Here is a 20279-nt window from a genome sequence, read left to right as displayed (position 1 = left end):
CAGCAGGGGAATATCGTCAACCCGTTCTGTGATAACGGTTAGAGGAGTTTCCATAGCCCAAATCTAACCTAATTGGCCGACCTCACTCAAAAATGAGCGAACCGGGAGTAATTATTTTCAAAGCTGACGATTCCAGTGCTCCGGGTTGGGAAACCCGCACCCTACAGCCCGGCGGTTCACTGACAGATCTTTTAGGGCAGCACTTCGACTACTCCAACGGACCTGTTCCAGAGGTAGGGTATCGTCTGCCCGAGTTTAAGCACGATGACGCGGCGGCCACCTTCGACCACCGTGGCGGGGTGACCCATCAACGGCTCTCGCCCTGGCGCGTGAGTCGAGTGGATGAGTATGTGGGCAACACCGGCCAAGAAGCGATGGATGACGTGGTCATCGCCTACTGTGCCTATGCTCCCCTGCCAGAGGATCAAAACCCCTGGGTAGAAACGGCTCCGGCTATTGTCTCTCCCGATTCCTTTGGGGGTGATATGGCAGCTTATGAGGCATGGAAGTCTCGCCAAGTCGTGACGGTTTAATCCTGTCAAAGGAATTAGCCAAATTTCAATAAAGCTTAGTACTCTCTGAATAAAGTTAAACCAGATCCAAGTCCAGACCTGGAGTTCTGCCTGTGGGAAAACTCCAGATCCCGAGCTGGACTTGGTATACCACTACTCATAAGGATCTCAAACTGTGCCCTGGAACTGGAAGCATCTGTTCATATCCTGATTGACTGACAAAATTTCTAATATAGGTTGGCGTTGAGCGAAGCGAAACCCAACACCAGTAACGGTTTTGTTGGGTTACGCTAACGCTAACCCAACCTACGACAAAACTAATCAATCTGATTTTCTAAATCAATCCTATACAAGTTTTGAACCCTTACTCTATTGATAGTACAATCATTCGCCAATAATTTAAGGGCAGACTCAAAGTTTTCAAGAATAAGCCTGTATTTTGCATTAGCATCATTATCCTGGCCTTTCATGCCGCGAAAGTAGTACAGAGTATCTTGTAGTTTTTCCGCAATATTATTTGCATCTTTATCTAAAGATTGTCTAATCATCCTTTTTATCCAATTAAAAATATCAGATGGACTCAGAGAACAGAGAAAATCTATTTGTTCCGTGCGGTGACTTTGTTTCTGCATAATGTGAGTCAAAACACTGTCAAGGTTAATGTCTTCACGCATCGCGACTCGAGCGTTCTCAACCTTCTCTGCAAGAAGCTTGCTCTTAATATTGCTTCGAGTGAAAGAAGAGTCAGAAGCTATTTCTCTAATAACATCTGGATTGACCTGACAATATTCTTCAATATACGAGTCCGTGTTCTCTTCTAAAGCATCTAGCAATGTAATTACTTTTGAAAAGTCGCTAAACAGTATTTTCTCTAGTCCTATAGCTAAAAGATCATGAGATGCTTGCACTATTTCTTTCTGATTATCACGTAGGGAGTATTGATACATGGCAAATACATTCTCAATACGCTGCCTGTATTGGTATTTTTTTTCCTTTTCGTTCTCTTCCGATATGTTTTCAATAAAATCTTCTTCATCCAATAAGTATCCGTATTGGATGAGATTAGTTATATTTTCATCATACTTGGCTTCACTTATCGGCAGATTAGGAATGACTTCATTCAACCAACGCTTTTCGTGTTCCGTGAACATAGAGTCATCTTTGTCTTTCTGCATATTTACTAGTATGTAACCATATGTGTTTAAGCTTTGTTTCACAAATGGCAGGGATAGATCTTGGTCAGACTCAAGAAAAGCCCAGGAATAAAGCGCTAAATGAGCTGCTACCTCTACCTTCACAGCATCTTCACAAGCATTCGTGTATTCCTGAATGTGCTCTATCGCCCACTTGAATCGCTTAAAGATTCTGATATTAACAGAGCCTAGATACTGGAAAATTTGCAGTATTCTCTCAAAGTAAAACTCTTTTCCAGAAAAAACCTTCAAGATATTCTCTTGTGTGCTAGGTGAGTATCTGATTTCAACATCAGCAATTTTTTCTCTATATTTTTTGAAGTCAATGGCATTCTCTTTGTCTAATTTTTCTTCATTTAGAATGACAACGACTTTGCACTTCCTCTGAAAGCTTAATTCATTGATCAGTCCCATCACTTGACCAACTTCCAAATCATCTTGCTTCCTTTCAAAATCGTCGATGCAAACAAGGTAGTCAAAGATAAGGCTTTCTCTATATTGTCTGTAGAATTCCGAAATAAACCCTAATTGAAGAGTTCCCAATCTCGCGCGACTTACTATTTTTGGAATAATTGAAAATTTGGATTCTAGTTGCCTTGCTTTATTTCCGTATAGGAGTTGAAATATCTGGTTCTGTTCGTTTGCAAATTCTTCTATTTTCCTTATGGACGATCCACCGCTATCTATAATCTTGGCGGAACTCTGAATCTTTTCTCTTAACTGGCTTATATTAGACACTCCAAATAAAGAGACGTAAGAATAAGCTAGATTTTCGACTTTATTTTGGTTTAACTTTTTTCTGATATAGCTTTCCCAAAAATAGGTTTTTCCTATCCCCCATTCACCCCTTATAAATAAAACATTTGTCATCTCATTTTTCAGGAATGAGTTTAATGTTTTCTCTATTTTGTCTGTTTCATTCATTATCTTAATTCGCTCTGATTTCTGTTTTTTGCCTTTTTGTTGATTGGCTGCACAATGAGATCGAAAGCATTGATGCATAATTGAAGCCCTGTTTTCAGAACTAATGCAAAATATCAGCTAGTTATAAGGGAGACGGCGTCGAATAGAAAATCACCTTTTCACTTGTAGGCTGGTCACTGCCTAGATAGCTTGCTTTGTCCCATGCACACAATCTGCACACAAAAAACTGTTTCAAGAAGCTCCAACAAGCTCTACCAAGTATAAGCAAGACTACATAGGAATTGCCTAAAAGCTTCGATATGAGGGCTATAAGCCCTAATGGACGTAACTGGACTCGAACCAGTGACCCCCACGATGTCAACGTGGACGGCGAGATGGTCAAAAGTATTGCTGTAGAAGCTTTCCAGGAAATCAATATTTTGTCGAATACCCAATTTGTACCCAATTTCTTTTTACAATCCTTAAAGTTTTTTGGTTGGTTTCTTATCGGCAGAGTCCTACACAGATCTGAAAATCCTACACCATAAGGGTTTTAACCTTACATCTAACCCTGCATACCGCTTTTCAAACCCTGCATAAACGCTGTAACTCTACACAAATTTATCGCTATCCCCGGCGTTACTGTGATTGATCGGGCTACCGGATCGGTCTTTATTCGATGCCACTAAGTGGATACTGGAACGGGCCAAAGGCCCAGGGGAGACGGACTTCATCTCTCTGGGGTGCATTGCGGCTGGGGGGAAGATGGGGGGTGGGGTAGGTAGCTGGGAATGGGTTGAGCCGCGAACGTACCCTTCGGGATCCTTTGAAGGATTAAAGGGGATGATCGAGGCAGATGCCCAGTTCTTCGCGTTTGCCGGGGTTGGCCTGGAAGTGGTTGGCCAGCAGGTTGCAGCCACGGGCCAGCAGGTCGTCTAGGCCGTTGTCGAGCTGCCAAATTTGGTGGGTGGTGTCATCGAGGGAGGTGATCAGGTATTGCCCATCGTCGCTGAAGCGAGTGAATCCCATACCAAAGCTGGTGGTCATGCGTCCGGTGAATTCTGCCAACCGTTCTCCGGATAGGCTCCATAGACTTGTGGTGCCATAATCAGAATCGGTATACAGCCCTTGCTCATCTGGCGTAAAGCCTCGGAACAAGCCTTCAAAGCTGGCCTGCTCGGTGCCGCTGAGGCTCCACAAGCGGCTCTTGCCGTCGCTCCTAGAAATAGTCACCAGCCCTTGACCATTGGAGGTCAAACCGCGGAGTAGGCCATCATAGCTGGCCTGCTCTACACCATTCAGGCTCAAAAGGCGGCTCTTGCCATCTCGCAAATAATAAGTAAAAACACCTTGTTTATCCGGAGTAAAACCAAGTACCTCCCCTTCATAGCTAGCTTGCTCCGTGCCATTCAAGCTCCACACCCAGCTCTTGACATCAATCCTGGAATAAGTGACTAGCCCCTGCCCATCCGAGGTCAAGCCAAGTACCTCGCCCTCATAGCTAGCTTGCTCTGTCCCGCTGAGGCTCCGCAGATGGCTCCTACCATCGCGCCAGGAATAGATGAAAAGTCCTTGCCCATCGGGGGTAAAGCCATAGAAAGAGCCCTGATAGTATGCTTGCTCTGTGCCACTGATGCTCCACAGCCAAGACTCGAATCCTGTTCTAGAAACAGTCACTAGCCATTGACCATTCGGGGTAAAGGTGTGGAGCCTGCCCTTATAGCGGGCCTGCTCCGTGCCGCTCAGACTCCATAATCGGCTCTGATCGTCTCTATCGCAGTAAGTCACTAGCCCTTGTTCATCGGGAGTAAAGGCGCGAAACTCTCCTTCATAGCTAGACTGTTCTGTGCCGCTCAGACTCCACAGCCGACTCTTGCCATCGCTCCCGTAGGTCACTAGTCCCTGCCCATAGGGGGTAAAGGCGCGGAACTCTCCTTCATAGCTGGTCTGCTCTGTGCCGTTTAGGCTCCACAGCCGACTCTTGCCGTCGCTCTCAGCATAGGTTATTACGCCTTTCTGATCAGGTGCCCAAGCCAATAATCGTTCATTGACCAAACGACGTCCTGTTAGATTAAATAGTCTTGCTTGACCCGGTTGAACTACCACCAGCCCTTGTCCATCTGGGGTGAAGCTGTGGAAATTGCCGTCAAAGCTGGCCTGCTCCGTACCGCTCAGGTTCCATAGCTGAATCTTACTACTGCGTCTGGAAAGGGTTGCCAGCCCTTGCCCATCTGGAGTAAAGCCGCGGAACTCGCCGTCAAAGCTGGCCTGCTCTCTACCACTCAGGCTCCATAGCCAGACCTTGCTATCATCGCTGGAAACGGTCACCAGCCCTTGGCCATCCGGGGTGAAGTCACGGAATCTGCCCTCATAACTGGCCTGCTCAATACCGCTGAGGTTCCACCATCGGCTCTTGCCATCGTCCCCAGAACTGGTTATTAGCCCCTGACCATCTGGGGTAAAGGCGTGGAACCTACCCTCATAGCTGGCTTGCTCCTTGCCGCTGAGGCTCCATAGTCGGCTCTTGTCATCGCGCAAGAAATCAGTCACCAGCTCTTGACCATCCGGGGTAAAGCCGCGAAACTCTCCCTCATAGCTGGCCTGCTCCTTGCCGCTGAGGCTCCATAGTCGGCTCTTGTCATCGCGCAAGAAATAGGTCAAAAGCCCTTGGCCATCCGGAGTAAAGCCGCGAAACTTTCCCTCATAGCTGGATCGCTCCATACCGTTAAGGCTCCATAGTCGGCTCTTGCCATCGCGCCAGGATTCTGTGACCAGCCCTTGCTCATCGGGAGCAAAGGCACGGAACGCGCCCTCATAGCTGGCCTGCTCCATACCGTTGAGGCTCCACAGCCGGCTCGTATCACCGTAAGAGGTCACCAGCCCTTGACCATCCGGGGTAAAGGCTTCGAAGGGACCCTCATAGCTAGCCTGCTTCGTACCACTGAGACTCCACAGCCAAGTCTTTGTATCAGAAGAGGTCACCAACCCTTGACCATCCGGGGTAAAGGCGTGAAATCTGCCCTCATAGCTGGCCTGCTTCGTACCACTGAAGCTCCATAAGTAGGTCTTCCTATCGCTTGACGAGTAGGTTAAGAGTCTGTTTCCGTCAGGAGTAAAGTCGATAAAGGCAGAAGAGAGCAGGGGGAAGGCGATGAGGAACTCGCCTTCATAGCTGGCTCGCTCGGCTAAGGAATTGGTAGCCAGCCGCAGGGCTAACAGAGGGCTATAGGCCGGATAGTTTTTCAGCGTGATCTGATCGCTACGGGCGTTGGCGGTGGGAAGTAGGGCCTTTAGTTCGTAGCCAAGCTGTAGGGCTTCGATCAGAGCTTCGGCTTGGCTCAGGCGCGTATCACTCAGACGCAAAATGGCGGTTCCCCGTTGCTCTAGCTGGGTGCCAGCACGGGCTACCTCCTGCTGTCGTCGGGCAGATTGGGCGAGTTGCTGGGCCTCTAACGCTTCCTTTGCTGCCGTAATGCGCAACTGTTCAGCCGCGTCGGCAGCTTCCTGGGCTTCTTCAGCTTGGCGCTGGGCGGCTTGTTGTTCGCTTAGGGCCACACCTTTAGCGCTGCGAGCAGCTTGGGCAGCGGCTTGGGCAGTTTGGGCATCCTCTTGAGCCTGTTCCGCCGCCTGTTCAGCTTCCGTTTGGCGGTTTGCAGCGGCCTGGGCTAGTTGATCTGCTTCCTGTCTAGCCTGGTTAGCCACCGCTTCGGCTTCACGAGCCTGTTGAACCCGTTGAGATGCTGTCCTAACCTCTTGTTGCGCCTGATCCGCTTTGTCCCGCTCCTGTGCGGCGATGGCCCGTTCGGCTTGGGCCACTCGATAGGCCGAGATAGCACTGGGAATGGCTACCACCGTACCCAAGACAGAGGCGGCCAGTAGTCCAGAGCTCAACCATAAACGACGGCGGGCTTTGCGGTTGGCGGTGGCCAGTTCTTCGCGTTCAGCTTCGGCCTGTTGGCGTTGGCGCTTTTCTTGCTCCAGTTCCGCCATCACAGTCTTCAGGCGGGGGGCTTGCTGATGGTGAATAAACGCCGCTAGGTAGTCATGCACCAATTGGTAGCGGTCTTCGGGCGCTTCTGGAACATGAATTACCAACCCCGACTGGGTGAGGATATCTAGCACCAGAGCAAAGGCGGCCTCATCCAGGTTGGTATGGGGCATCAGGGTTCGCAGGTCTTGGGCCAGGTTGGCTTTGGTTTTGCGGGGGCGGGTGCCCTTATCATCGGTCAGCAGGTAGAGCACCAGGTCTGCCAAGCGTTGGTGTTCCACCGGGCCGCAGTCGAACACCACATCAGCCAGGTATTGCTGTACCAGGCTGGCTTTGGCGCTGGGGCCAAGGGTTTGGTAAGCGGCGAGGGTGCTGATGCCCGTGGCTTGTAGTTGGGCACCGACAATTTGTAGCTCAATGGGGCGCACCTCTCCGGCTTCTGCGGCCAGGTCGGCCACCACCTGCTCCACCAGGTCAACGGCGGGGACGTAGGGGGTGGGTTCCGTCAGGTCGGTGATGACGGTCTTGGCTTCCGTGGGGGTGAAGTTGCCCAGGTAGTAGAGCCACTTTTTATCCAGAATGTTGTTGTCGATGATGGCCAGATTACCCACCAGGCGTTGCCACTCTAGCAGGTAGTGAATGTAGTCCTCCCGCAGGGACAGCACCACCTTGACGAAGGGGGTGGTTAAGCTCTGGCGCAGGAATTGGTAAAACTGGTGCCGGGTGCCGGGTTGGTCGCACTCAAAGAAAAATTCTTCAAACTGGTCAAAAATCAGCACCAGCACCCGGTTGCGCTGGGTCTGCTGACGGATCAGGTCTAGCACCGCATCCGTCTGGGAGGAGTGCCCGCTGGGCGGGGTGGGTTCCGCCTGGAGGGAGTTTCCAGAGGGCGGGCTGGGTTTCGGGGGAGTTGCCCCACCCCTGGCCTCTCCCAGGAGGGGATGGTCGAGGAGGGTAGCCTGTAGATCCTCAGCTAGATCCTTGGCCCAGTTGCCGTAGTCTCGGAGGCGGAGGGGAAGCACCCGTCGCCCTTCCCAGCGTTCCTGTTCCAGGGCGGGCACCAGTCCGGCCTCCAGGAGAGAGCTTTTGCCCACCCCAGAGGGGCCATAGATGATGGTGAGGGTAAATTCGTCCTGGGCTAGGCGGTGTACCAGGCGTTTAACATCGTGCTTGCGGCCAGAGGCAACAATGGCATCCTGGCCCAGGGCATCGGCAGGTAAGGCTGGGTTGGCGACGGTCTGTTTCGGTTGTAGGCGACCTGCCCCCACAAAAGCCCGAAAATTAAACCGACTCTCGATCGCCTCTTGCCGCCGCCGAGTTTGAAAGGCATCTAAATAGCGCCCCTGCTGAAAATAGCCCTGGCGCAATTGGCCCAGCACCAGGCTGTAGAGTTGGGGGTCATATTCGGGCTGAGTAGTGGCCGTGGCCTGCTCCAGGGTAGCTACGGCAGCATCGATTTGCCCCTGGGCGCATTGGGCTTTACCCAAGGAAAAGAGATACCAACTGCGGTGGAATCGGTTGACCCAGTCTAGGAAGGTGGGGTCTGGGGGAGTGGAGGGGTGCAGGGGTGAGAAGGTAGGGGAATCGATCAGCTGGAGGGCGGTTTGGGCCTGGGTTTGGGCGGTGGGCCAATCTTTGTGGTGGAGGGCGACTTCGGCCAAAAAGCCCAGGGCGCGGGCCTGGCGGATGGGGTCTTGGCGGGATTTGTGCAGGTCGAGGGCTTGCTGGGCCACCAGGGCCAGGGTGTCCCACTGTTCCAGGCGGTGCAGGGCTTCGGCCCAGTAGTTGATGTACTTGGCGGTGGCCTCTGGGCGGTGGGCCTGGGTGAGGGTGGCAACGGCGGCGGCAAAGTAGTCGCAGGCGGTTTGGCAGGCGGATTCAAATTCGCGGCGATCGCGCACCGAGCGATTGCGCCACCACAGGCCCAGGTAAAACTGGAGATGGCCAACATTCTCTAGGCTGTGGGGCGGCGGATCGAGGCGATCGGCCAGGGCTTGCCACTGGGTGAGGCTGGCTTCGTAGTGGTAGCGGGCCTGATCAGTATTGTTGTCGGCAATGCGGCCCCGGACAAAGGCGAGGGCGGCAGCTTGGCTGGGGCTGAGAGCAATCCCGGCTTGATGCAGGGCGGCGAGGCTGGTTTCTAGTTCTTGGCAACGGGGGGAACCAGGGGTAAGCCCCAGTTCAGCGGTGCTGAGAAAGCGGTTTTCCTGGGAGGTGAGTACCTGCTGCCAAACAGAGGCGATCAACTCATCCAGGAACCGTTGGAAGTAGGTGGGTGGAGTGGGGAAATGAACCGTGCTGGCCCAGGTGTAGAAGTCGGGGGCGGTGCGGATCAGGTGGCGCTGACCGTGGTCGGTCAGCCACAGCACTAGTGGGAAGGGGAACTGGCGAAACTCTTCCCGAATTTGGTTGGTGGCGACCAGCAACGAGTCCATATCCTGCACCGCTTCCAGCCCGTAGACCATGAGAGCAGCGGGGGGTGGGTCGCCAATGGCCTGGTGCAGGGTACTAAATAGTGTATCGACCTTGGGGTCAAGGGTAAGTTCCTGGAAGGGGATGGGGCAGCGCTGGCGCAACTGTTTTACCAGGATTTGGCGGTGCTCGGCGGCGTTGCACACCGCCACAATCAGCGTGAATTCCCCCTGGGCGAACCGCAGCAGCCGACAGAGTTCTGTCAGGGCCGGGCCGGGGTCAAGGTCGAAGCTGAGGATGGGGGGATCAGTCATGGGCGGTTAACTCCTGGGCCGACCGCAGCACCGGGTTGAGGTCAAACCAAGTTTGACCTGCATCGCGATACTCAAACACAAATAAACTGCGCAGTAGGGTTTGGTATTCCCCTTCGCCCCGCACCGCCTTAGTCCGCGCCACTTCCCGCAGCAAGGCCCATTCAGTGGTATCGATCGCCTTGGTCAGCTCACTCAACCGTAGGCTCACTACCTGCTTTAGCAGGGTATCGGTAAAGGGTGGGTCCGCCTTTTTCAGGCAGTCATTCACCAGCACCAGCAGGTTGCGCACATGGCCGCCGCTGGCCTGGCAGAGGTGATCTAGGGTTCCTACCTGGTCAAAAATCTCCCCCACCTGGACCAGTCGCTGTTCGGGCGAGAGGGCGGGAAAGGCGCGGGCCAATACCATTTGCCGCAGCGCCTCCAAGCCCTCGACACAAGGACTGCCATCGCGGTTTTGGGTGCGCACCATGGGCAACACCTGGGGGCTAGAGCCAAACCGATTGGTCAGGTTTTCCTTTTCGTTGGAGAAGGACAGCACCAGGGGAATGGTGTAGACCACATGGCAGCGCAATTTCTTCAACTGGTCACCGCGATCAACGAATAGGTATTCCGGCTGGCGACGATCTTGCACCCTGGGCTTATTGTCGATCCGATCCAGGTTATCCACAATCACCACTAGCCCCGCCTTGCCCTGGTCCTGGAGTTGCTGGTTGGCGGTGTCAATCAACTCGCTGTTGATCACCTCCAAAATCGTGTTGATACGGGGTTCTAGGTGTTGGCGCAGCAGCGATCGCACATCCTTGCTGTCCTTCGCCTTGGTGGTAATCTCGCCAATCCCCACGGATAGGGCATAGCCGTCGGGCTTGGCTTCCAGACCCACCGTGTCTAACTTCACGCCACCCACCTCCGGCAGCTTCAGCTTCAGCCCCGTTACCTCCGAGTTGAGCAGATCCACGGTGCTTTGCAGAAGCTGCTGAAACCGATTGGGGGCCAGCCGCAGTTGGGCCTGCTCTAGGGTTTGGCTGACCTGCTTGGCGATCGCCAGCAAAATGTCGCTGATGTCCACATCCCCCATGTCCAGGTCATCGGTGGACTCAAAGTAGACCACCTGATAACCCTCCGCCTCCAGATCTCGCTGCAGCCGCGACAGTTCCGTAGATTTGCCACAGCCGATGTGGCCGGTAAATAACTGGCAGGTGGGCTCTGACCCCGACAGGGTGATAGTGCGCCTCAGCTCTCGCACCAGGTCAGCCCCCCGCACCGCTGCGAAGTCGATGTAGTACCGGGCATCTTCAGCCCGGCTCAGGTTCAGGGTTTTGCTGGGGTTGCAGGTGCGGAAGAACTGCCCTGGGTTGAAAGCCATGTCCTCGTTCTAAACAGGGGAATAAATCTAATTATGGCGGTTATCCCTGGTTTGGGAGTACCCAAGCTTAATCAGTCTTTGTTCACGTTCAGATGGAAAGCAACCAAACTACTAGTACAGCAAGGCAGCCGTAAGAAGGCAAAAGGCAGTAAGGGACTCCCGCTCTACGCACAGGTTTGGGCTGGCGGAAATAAGTGAGTCATTTCTGCCGCAGGGTACTCGATCTGTTCGTCTGGGCTGACTGATGAAGCCCTGGGACATACCGCTGTTTCACCATCCTGATCTGCATCTGACTGCCCAAGGTCATAACTATCACAAGTCCAGCTTGGGATCTGGAGTTTTCCCACAGGCAGAACTCCAGATCTGGCCTTGGATCGGGTTTATAAAGACTTCTGCAATAGTCGGGATCGCCTTTGGCCGCTTGGCTTACAGTTGAAGTAAATCTTTAGCAATCTTGGCCATGACGACTCCCCATACCCCAGGCGACAACCGCTCGGTACAGATTGGCGGCAGCGTGACTGGCAGTGCCGTGGTGACCGGCGACAGCAATACGATCTCGGTGCAGTTCCAGCAGGCGTCACTGCCGGAACCGGAGACGGTGGATATTCAGGCGGAGATTGAGGCGCTGAAAGAAATCTTCGCCAGCCTGAACAACCCCACGATCGCTGGCGCAGCGGAAGAGTTGGCGCAGGAGGTGGCGAAGCCAGAACCGGATAAGGAGATCATGGCTGATGCTCTGGAAACTGGCTTGAAGCGCATTAAGAAGTTGGCGGATTTTGGGGATGCGATCGACCGACTGCGACCCCATGTGGAGGCGACGGCGGGATGGCTGGGGCAGCATGGCCACAAACTGCTGCCATTGGTAGGGTTAGTGCTATAGGGGTGGGGCGTAATGGGCGATCATCGCAGCATCCAGATTCAAGAAAGTGCGGTGGGGAGTGCGATCGTCTCCGGCGATGGCAACGTTGTTAACGTCATCTACCAAGTCATTCAGCAATCAGAGCTGGAAACGGTTGGCACCTCTACAAAATTTGGCCCAAATCCTTACCGGGGGTTGGCAGCATTTACGGAGAAGGATAGCGATCGCTATTTTGGTCGTGAAGCTCAGATCGACCGGCTGTGGGAGGAATTTCAGACTCTTGTGGAGCGGTCAGGCGGTCCTCGCCTCTTGACGGTTCTGGGGCCATCGGGTTGTGGAAAATCTTCCCTAGTGCGGGCGGGGCTGATTCCGGCCCTGGCTCAGCGGCCTCTGCTAGGGAAAAACCAGATGCGGGTGGCAGTGATGGTGCCGGGTGAGCATCCCCTGGAAGCCCTAGCCGGGGTACTGGCCAAGGCAGTAACCGAAAACCCGATACCTGTTGCCGAAAGCCGAAAGTTTACCGAGGAACTGGCTAAGCCCTCAACTAGTGGTGAATATAACGGCCTGCGACGCATCACTGCCCTGATGCCAGAAATCCGAGACTCTCCGTTGGTGCTGCTGGTGGATCAGTTTGAGGAGATTTATACCAATGAGCCCCGAGGTACGACACCGGAGGAGCAGAACCGGCGGGAGCGGTTCATTCAAGAGCGCACGGCGTTCATTGAAAACCTGCTGTGTGCTGCAAAGGACTCCAGCGGCAACCTATCCGTCATCCTCACTCTACGCAGTGATTTTCTGGGGGAGACGCAGCGCCACCCTGACTTGAATCAGGCGATTTCCCATCGGGGGGTGATTGTACCGGCGATGACGGCAGCGGAATTGGCGCGGGCGATCGCGGAGCCTGCCAAACGGGCAGGACATCCTCTAGAGGACGTCCTGGTGGATCGCATGGTGCAGGATATGGCGGGGCAAGAGGGGGCGTTGCCGTTGCTCCAGTTTGCGCTAACCAAGCTGTGGGAGGATCTGTCGCAGGAATCGCTACAGGGGCGATCGCCGTTGCAGGTCTATTTAGACATTGGGGGCATTGGGGGGGCGGTAGCAGATAGGGCAGATAAGATTTTTGATGGTTTAAAGGATGCTGGTAGCTCGAAGGTCGATAGGCAAGCGATCGCGCAGCGAATTTTTCTGAGCTTGGTGCAGCCGGGAAGAGAGAATAACCAGGTGACTCGTCGCCGGATCAAGGTCAAAGATTTGGCCACCCGCCAGATCACCCTCGAGCAGGTACGGGAAGTCATTCACGAGTTCTCTAAGGAAAATGCGCGCTTGATTACCCTATCCACGGTGGAGGGTGAGGTGACGGCGGAGGTGACCCATGAGGCGCTGTTTGAAACCTGGCAGCGGTTCAAAGACTGGATTAGCGATCGTTGGGATGATATCCGCTTGCAGCAGCGATTAGAGGCCGCTGCAACCTACTGGGATGAACAGGGAAGGCCAGCGGGATTATTGTGGCGATCGCCGGATCTGGATCTTCTCCGTACTTTTGTCCGAACCGCTAACCCTGATCTCAGCCCATGCTGCCTTAACTTCTTCCGTGCCTCTGAGCGGGCAGAACGGCAACAGCTTCTTCTGCGGGGGACAGGGATTGGAGCTTTGGCTTTTTTGGCAGCGGGGATGACTTGGTTTGGTATCCAATCCCGTCGGGCGGAACAATTAGCCCTAGCCCGGCAATTAGCAACTCAGGCAGAACAGTTAGCGGATCAACCTCGTGCGATCTTCCAAGAGGCTGGTGCATTACTAGCGATACACGCCTTCCATATTGTTAGCCCCATGAGACAAGAACGGGGCACTATTAATCAAGCACTACGCAGAAGTGCAGCCCAACCATCTCAAATAATTCTTACCCATAATGATAGGGTCACTGCTGTGGCCTTTAGTAAGGATAGTCAACGGATCGCTACAGCAAGTTTTGACGGTACAGCACGAGTGTGGAGTGCGGTCACAGGAGAGGAGATTGCCACTATTCACCATGATGATTGGGTGACTGTCGTGACCTTCAGTGAGGATGATCAGCGGGTTGCCACAGCTAGTGATGACGGTACGGCACAGTTAACGGACGCGGTCACAGGTGAGATGATTGGCATCCTCACCCATAAAGATGTAGTTCTTGATGTGACCTTCAGCAGAGATGGGCAGCGAATCGCCACGGCTAGCAGGGACGGCACGGCAAAGGTATGGGATGCGATTACGGGGGAGGTGGTTGCTATTCTCACTACTAATGCTTCTGTTCTTGCTATAGCCTTTAGCGGAGATGGGCGACGGGTTGCCACAGCAAGCGGAGACGGCATCGCGCGAGTGTGGGATACGGTCACAGGCGAGGTAATTGCTTCTGTCCCCCATGATGGTGTAGTTCGCACTGTAACTTTTAGTGATGATAGTCAGTGGATCGCTACAGCAAGTGATGATGGCACGGCACGAGTGTGGGATGCGCTTACAGGGGAGGAGATTGCCACCATTACCCATGATGATTGGGTGACTGATGTGACCTTTAGTGATGACGGTCAGCAGGTTGCCACAGCAAGTAAGGACGGCACTGCAAAGGTGGTTGATGCAAGCACAGGAGAAGTGATTGCCATCCTCAAACATGATCAATGGGTCAATGCCGTGATCTTCAGTGGTGATGGGCAGTGGGTCGCCACATCGAGCTTAGACAGCACGGCGCGAGTCTGGGATGCGGTCACAGGAGATGTAATTGTTACTCTCCCTCACGATAGCGTAGTTCGTGCTGTGGCCTTTAGCGGTGATGGGCAGCGAATCGCCACATCAAGTGATGATGGCACGGCACGGGTGAGAGATTTGACCATGAGCGACGTGATTGCCACTCTCCAACATGAGGGTCAGGTTATTAGCGTAACCTTTAGTGGAGATGAGCAACTGGTCGCCACGGCAAGTGTTGATGGTACGGCACGGGTGTGGAATTCAGTCACAGGGGAAGTGAACGCCACCTTAACCCATAATGATATTGTCTGGGCTGTAACCTTTAGTAAGGATGGTCAGCAGGTCGCTACAGCGAGTAGAGATGGCACAGCGCGAGTGTGGGATGCAGTCACAGGGGATTTAATTGTTATCCTCCCCCATAATGGTAGAGTTCGTGCTGTGACCTTTAGCGGTGATGGACAACGGGTCGCCACAGCAAGTGATGATGGTACGGCACGAGTGTGGGATGCGCTGACAGGGGGCATAATCACTACCCTCCCCCATGATGGTAGAGTTCGTGCTGTAACCTTCAGTGAGGATGGTCAGCAGGTCGCTACAGCGAGTGGAGATGGAACGGCAAGAGTGTGGGATGCAGCCACAGGGGACGTAATCGCCAACCTTACCCATGATGGTGTGGTCACTGCCGTAACCTTCAGTGGGAATGGCCAGCAGGTCGCTACAGCGAGTGGAGATCTCACAGCACGGGTGTGGGATGCAGCTACAGGAGATACAATCGCTATCCTTACCCACGAGAACTTGGTAACTAGCGTGACCTTTAGTAGAGATGGGCGACGGGTCACTACAGCAAGTTTGGATGGAACGGCAAGAGTGTGGGATGCAGCCACAGGGGACGTAATCACCAGCCTTAATCACGGTGCTGGAATCGAAACCATAACTTTTAGTGGGGATGGTAAGTATGTTGCCACGGCCGGCGGAGACGGTATAGCACGGGTGTGGGATGCAGCTACAGGAGATGTAATCGCTATCCTCACTCATGATGATGCGGTTCGTGCTGTAACCTTTGGTGGGGATGGGCAGCGGGTAGTCGCTACGGCAAGTGATGACGGAACAGCGCGAATCTATTGGCTTGGGTCTAAAGATTTGGCAGAGCAAATCTGTCAGCGTCACTACCGTAACTTCAGCGCTATCGAGTGGCGTAACTATGTGCAACAGGACTTACGCCAGTACCGCCTGACCTGCCCTAACTTGCCCGTGCATCCCACCGTGGTTACAGCCGCCCATGAACTTGCCAGAGAGGGCAATGTCCGCCAATCTACCGCCCTGCTACGCCACCTATTGAGGATCTCCCAAGCGGCGGGTCATGATCTTGACCTCGACCCTGCCACCGAAGAAATCGCGCAAACCCCCAGAGCCGTTGCCCTCAGGTATTCTGCGGTGCATTTGGTGCGAGAGGCCACCACCCTAGCCCGTAATGGGGAAATAGCCAGGGCTACCCGCCGATTCCAACAAGCCCTCGATCGCGATCCTGAAATTGACCTCAACCCCGCCACCGACACCCTCGACCAAGACCCTGCCGCCGTCGCCCAATCTCTGGCTAATCCTGATAACTAGACAGTTGTGCCAGCCAAGCTGCCTTACAGGCAAAGCTGGAATCCCGGCAGGACATCCTCCCCTGAGAGGGTGGCAGGCAGAGAAACTACCTCAGGGGGGCAATTTGGGCGGTAGATTTCCACCTGTTGCTGTTGTGGGTTGATCAGCCAGCCCAGTTGGAGGCCACTGTCTAGATATTCCTGCATCTTGGCCTGCAACGGCAACAGGCGATCGCTGCGGGAACGCAGTTCAATCACAAAATCGGGGCAGAGCGGGGGAAACCCTTCCCGGTCTTCAGGGCTGAGGGCTTCCCAGCGGGCTTTGGCTACCCAGGCCACATCGGGAGAGCGATCGCCCCCCTGGGGCAGGCTAAAAACCGTCGAAGAACTAAACACATAGCCCAGTTGGGTCTGCTCATTCCAGATGCCAACTTTGATGATCAGGGTCGCTTCCTGATTGCCGCTTTCTCCCCCGACCGGGCTCATGATGATCAGTTCTCCTTGGGGCGATCGCTCCAGTCGTAGCTCTGGGTTGCCCTGGCACAGCGACCAAAACTGCTCTCGGGTCAGGGCAGCGGTAAGCGGCTCTAGGTTAAGAATCGTGGCCATAGGTTGTCCCTTGGTCATGCCCTATCCTGGGACCGACGGGCGGTGGGGTGCTTCTATCCTAACGAAGGTCGGTGTGATCAGGGTTGGGACGGTCTGGGATTGTGCTATCAAGGGGGTAAGACTGAGGGGGATGGGGCTATGGGTGACCCGTCAAATCGCGGCATCCAAATTCAAGAAAGCGCGGTGGGGAGTGCGATCGTCTCCGGCGATGGCAACACCATCTATGTCATTCACCAGACTACCCAGCAGCAACCGGAGCCCGCTGCCGATACAACCGCCAAGACTGGCCCCAATCCCTACAAAGGGCTGGCGGCATTTACGGAACAGGATGGCGATCGCTACTTTGGCCGCGAAGTCCAGGTAGACCGACTCTGGGAACGGTTTCAACGGCTGGTAGAGCAGTCCACGGTGCCCCGTCTATTGCCGATCTTGGGGCCATCGGGCTGTGGCAAGTCTTCGTTGGCGAGGGCGGGGTTGATTCCGGCCTTGGCTCAGCGGCCTGTGTTAGGCAAGGCCCAGATGCGGGTGGCGGTGCTGGTGCCCGGTAGTCATCCCCTGGAGGCGCTGGCGGGGGTGCTGGCGAAAACGGCGACCCAAGACCCAATGCCCGTTACCAAAACGCGGGAGTTTGCTACGGAGTTGGGACTGGTTAATAAAGAAGGGGTCTACGATGGCCTGCGCCGCATCGCCAGCCTGATTCCTCAAATCCAGGATGCCCCGCTGGTGGTGCTGGTAGACCAGTTTGAGGAGGTCTACTCCCTCTGTAAGGACACCGAGGAACGCCAAGCCTTCATTGACAACCTGCTTACCGCCGCCCAAGACCCCAGTGCCCAGGTGTCGGTGGTGATTACCCTGCGCAGCGACTTTTTGGGCGAAACCCAGCGCCATCCAGGGCTGAATCAAATTATCGGTTCCGACCAAAGCGCGATCGTCCCGGCGATGACCACGGAGGAGCTGCGCTGCGCCATTGCTGAACCGGCCAAACGGGCCGGACATCCCCTGGATCAGGCGACGGTGGATCTGTTGGTGCAGGATACCGAGGGCCGGGAGGGGGCGCTGCCGCTGCTTCAGTTTGCCCTGACTCGGATTTGGGAGGGGCTGGGGGAGGGGGTGGCCCCGGCGGAGACCTATCGCCAGATGGGGGGGGTGGGCGGTGCCCTGGCGGGGAAGGCCCAGGCGATCTATGACCAGCTTAGCCCAGCGGAAAAGGAGACGGCCCGCCGCATTTTTATTGGTCTGGTTCAACTGGGGGAGGGCACCCGCGACACCCGTCGCCGCGCCCCGGTGGACAGCCTAATCGCCAGCCAGGACAGCCCGGAGACGGTGCAGCAGGTGCTGGCCCGGTTTTCCTCTCCTGGGGCGCGATTGGTGACCTTGGCTAGCCAAGAAAATCAGGATGTGGCGGAGGTGACCCACGAAGCCCTGTTTGGCCACTGGCAACAGCTCAATCTCTGGCTGGACAGCAGCCGCGATGATATTCGTTTTCAACGCCGCCTGGAAGCCGCTGCCCAATATTGGCATGACCAGGGACGGCCCGCTGGCCTGCTGTGGCGATCGCCCGACTTGGATCTGCTGCGTACCTTTGCAAAAACCAGCGCGTCGGATCTCAATCAACGCTGCCTCGACTTTTTCCGTGCTTCTGATCAGTCTGAACAACGAGAGCGACGCTTGAAACGCTTAGGCATTGCGGGCTTGGCAGCAGGTTTGGTGTTAACCACTGGCCTCAGCGCCTTTGTCGGGTACCAAATGTGGCGGGTCGAACGACGGCAAATTCATATTTACGCGACTACGGCAAAGGTTTTAGCAGAGAGCGATCCATTAGGGAGTATGGTGAACGGTTTGGCTGCCATCGGCTTGGCTCGTGACCCTTTAGTTAAGCTGCCTCGCATAGGAGGCGATGGGGTCATCTCCTCTGCCGTGTTAGATTTAGGAAATCGCTATGCCCGGTTTGCTCAAGTGCTTGGTGGTCATGACGGACCGGTTTTTTCAGTAAGCTTGAGCACTGATGACGAGACTATTGTTAGTGGCGGATGGTATGGCACGGTGCGGCTGTGGGATCGCCAGGGTCACTCCATCGGAGAGCCTTTCCAGGGGCATAAAGGTTCAGTCAATTCTGTAGCGTTCAACGCAGATGGTACCACCCTTGTCAGTGGAGGTGATGATGGTACCGTGAGGCTCTGGAGTCATTCAGGCGAAGAAGTTGCTGTCTTGGCTGGTCATGACGGACCGGTTTTTTCAGTGAACTTGAGCGCTGATGAGAAGACTATTGTTAGTGGCGGTGAGGATGGCACGGTGCGGCTGTGGGATCGCCAGGGTCAGCCCATCGGAGAGCCCTTCCAGGGTCATAAAGATTGGGTCAATTCTGTAGCGCTCAGTGCGGATGGCAGCACAGTTGTTAGCGGTGGTGAAGATGGCACGGTGCGGCTGTGGGATCGCCAGGGTCAACTTCTTGGTGAGCCATTCCAAGGTCACCAAGGTTCGGTCAAGTCTGTAGCGCTCAGTGCGGATGGTAGCACCATTGTCAGTGGGGGCTGGGATAACACAGTGCGGCTATGGGATCGCCAGGGCCAGCCCATCGGAGAACCCTTCCAGGCCAATCAACATGGAGTCAATTCTGTAGCGCTCAGTGCGGATGGCAGCACCATTGTCAGTGGGGGCTGGGATGGCACAGTGCGGCTGTGGGATCGTCAAGGCCAGCCCATCGGAGAACCCTTCCAGGGTCATCAGGGTGGGGTCAATTCTGTAGCGCTCAGTGCGGATGGCAGCACCATTGTCAGTGGAGGCTGGAACACAGTGCGGCTATGGGATCGCCAGGGTCAGGTCATCGAGAAGCCATTCCAGGGTCATGAAGGTTCGGTATTGTCTGTGGCTGTGAGCCCTTATGAGGAAATAATAGTCAGTGCTGGAAGGGATGGCACAGTGCGGCTGTGGGATCGTCAAGGCCAGCCCATCGGAGAGTCCTTCCAGGGCCATGAGGGTGGGGTCAGTTCTGTAGCGCTCAGTGCGGATGGCAACACCATTGTTAGTGGGCGCTTCGATGGCACGATACGGTTATGGAGTCGACAGGGCCAGCCCATCGGGGAGCCTTTCCAAGGCCATAAGGGTGTGGTCTGGTCGGTGGCCCTGAGCGCTGATGAGAAGACTATTGTTAGTGGCGGTGAGGATGGCACGGTGCGGCTGTGGGATCGCCAGGGTCATCCCATCGGGGAGCCCTTTCAGGGCCATGACAATTGGGTCAGTTTTGTGGCCCTGAGCATTGATGGGGACACGGTGGTCAGTGGCGGATGGGATGGCACGGTGCGGCTGTGGGATCGCCAGGGCCATCCCATGGGGGAGCCCTTCCGGGGCCATGAGGGGGTGGTCAGTTCTGTGGCTGTGAGCGCTGATGGGGACACGGTGGTCAGTGGCGGAAGGGATGGCACAGTGCGGCTGTGGGATCGCCAGGGTCATCCCATCGGGGAGCCCTTCCAGGGCCATAAGGGGGTGGTCAGTTTTGTGGCCCTGAGCGCTGATGAGAAGACTATTGTTAGTGGCGGTGATGATGGCACGGTGCGGCTGTGGGATCGCCGGGGCCAACCGATCGGGGAGCCGTTCCAAGGCCATGAGGGGGTGGTCAGGTCTGTGGCCCTGAGTGCTGATGGGAAAACAGTGGTCAGTGGCGGTGATGATGGCACAGTGCGGCTGTGGCCGATGTGGCTGGCGGAGGTAGGCTGGGTGAGTTATACCTGCGATCGCATTCGGGGCTACCTGATCGCCAGAAGCGAGACCGATGAGACCGCAAGGCTGGCAAGGCGCACCTGTGAGCGGCACGCTTGGCGGTAG

At 55.0% G+C, this 20279-nt stretch carries 8 protein-coding genes; 4 read left to right on the top strand and 4 right to left on the bottom strand.

The window, feature by feature from the left end; genetic code table 11:
• Positions 1-92 precede the first annotated feature (92 nt).
• Entirely contained in the window at positions 93-533 is a 441-nt protein-coding gene (locus E1H13_RS20860) for a hypothetical protein (RefSeq protein ID WP_169616277.1), read from the top strand.
• Positions 534-829: 296 nt separating this feature from the next.
• Here the strand turns inward: E1H13_RS20860 and E1H13_RS20855 are convergent, their stop codons facing one another.
• The 3 genes from E1H13_RS20855 to E1H13_RS20845 all read right to left on the bottom strand — a co-directional run bounded on the left by E1H13_RS20855 (position 830) and on the right by E1H13_RS20845 (position 10685).
• Complete coding sequence (locus E1H13_RS20855) at positions 830-2707, bottom strand: P-loop NTPase fold protein (protein WP_169616275.1); 1878 nt, start codon at positions 2705-2707, stop codon at positions 830-832.
• Between the two features lie 735 nt (positions 2708-3442).
• Positions 3443-9322 (bottom strand): AAA family ATPase, encoded by a 5880-nt coding sequence (locus E1H13_RS20850; protein ID WP_169616273.1) that lies wholly within the window; start codon positions 9320-9322, stop codon positions 3443-3445.
• Positions 9315-10685, bottom strand: coding sequence for an AAA family ATPase (locus E1H13_RS20845; RefSeq protein WP_169616270.1), 1371 nt, complete (start codon positions 10683-10685; stop codon positions 9315-9317). The genes E1H13_RS20850 and E1H13_RS20845 overlap by 8 nt, the downstream gene beginning before the upstream one ends.
• A gap of 460 nt (positions 10686-11145) precedes the next feature.
• Here E1H13_RS20845 and E1H13_RS20840 point away from each other — a divergent pair, with 460 nt between their 5' ends.
• Both E1H13_RS20840 and E1H13_RS20835 read left to right on the top strand, forming a co-directional pair.
• Positions 11146-11565, top strand: coding sequence for a hypothetical protein (locus E1H13_RS20840; RefSeq protein ID WP_240966763.1), 420 nt, complete (start codon positions 11146-11148; stop codon positions 11563-11565).
• A 12-nt stretch (positions 11566-11577) separates the two neighbouring features.
• Positions 11578-15870, top strand: a complete 4293-nt coding sequence (locus E1H13_RS20835) for an AAA family ATPase (protein ID WP_169616268.1) — start codon at positions 11578-11580, stop codon at positions 15868-15870.
• Between the two features lie 23 nt (positions 15871-15893).
• Here the strand turns inward: E1H13_RS20835 and E1H13_RS20830 are convergent, their stop codons facing one another.
• Entirely contained in the window at positions 15894-16457 is a 564-nt protein-coding gene (locus E1H13_RS20830; RefSeq protein ID WP_169616267.1) for a Uma2 family endonuclease, read from the bottom strand.
• 138 nt (positions 16458-16595) lie between these two features.
• On the opposite strand from E1H13_RS20830, the gene E1H13_RS20825 reads away from it, so the two are divergent.
• Complete coding sequence (locus E1H13_RS20825) at positions 16596-20279, top strand: AAA family ATPase (protein ID WP_169616265.1); 3684 nt, start codon at positions 16596-16598, stop codon at positions 20277-20279.

The sequence above is a fragment of the Nodosilinea sp. P-1105 genome, from assembly GCF_012911975.1.
Lineage (GTDB): Bacteria > Cyanobacteriota > Cyanobacteriia > Phormidesmidales > Phormidesmidaceae > Nodosilinea.
This window is presented reverse-complemented; position numbering and strand designations above follow the sequence as displayed.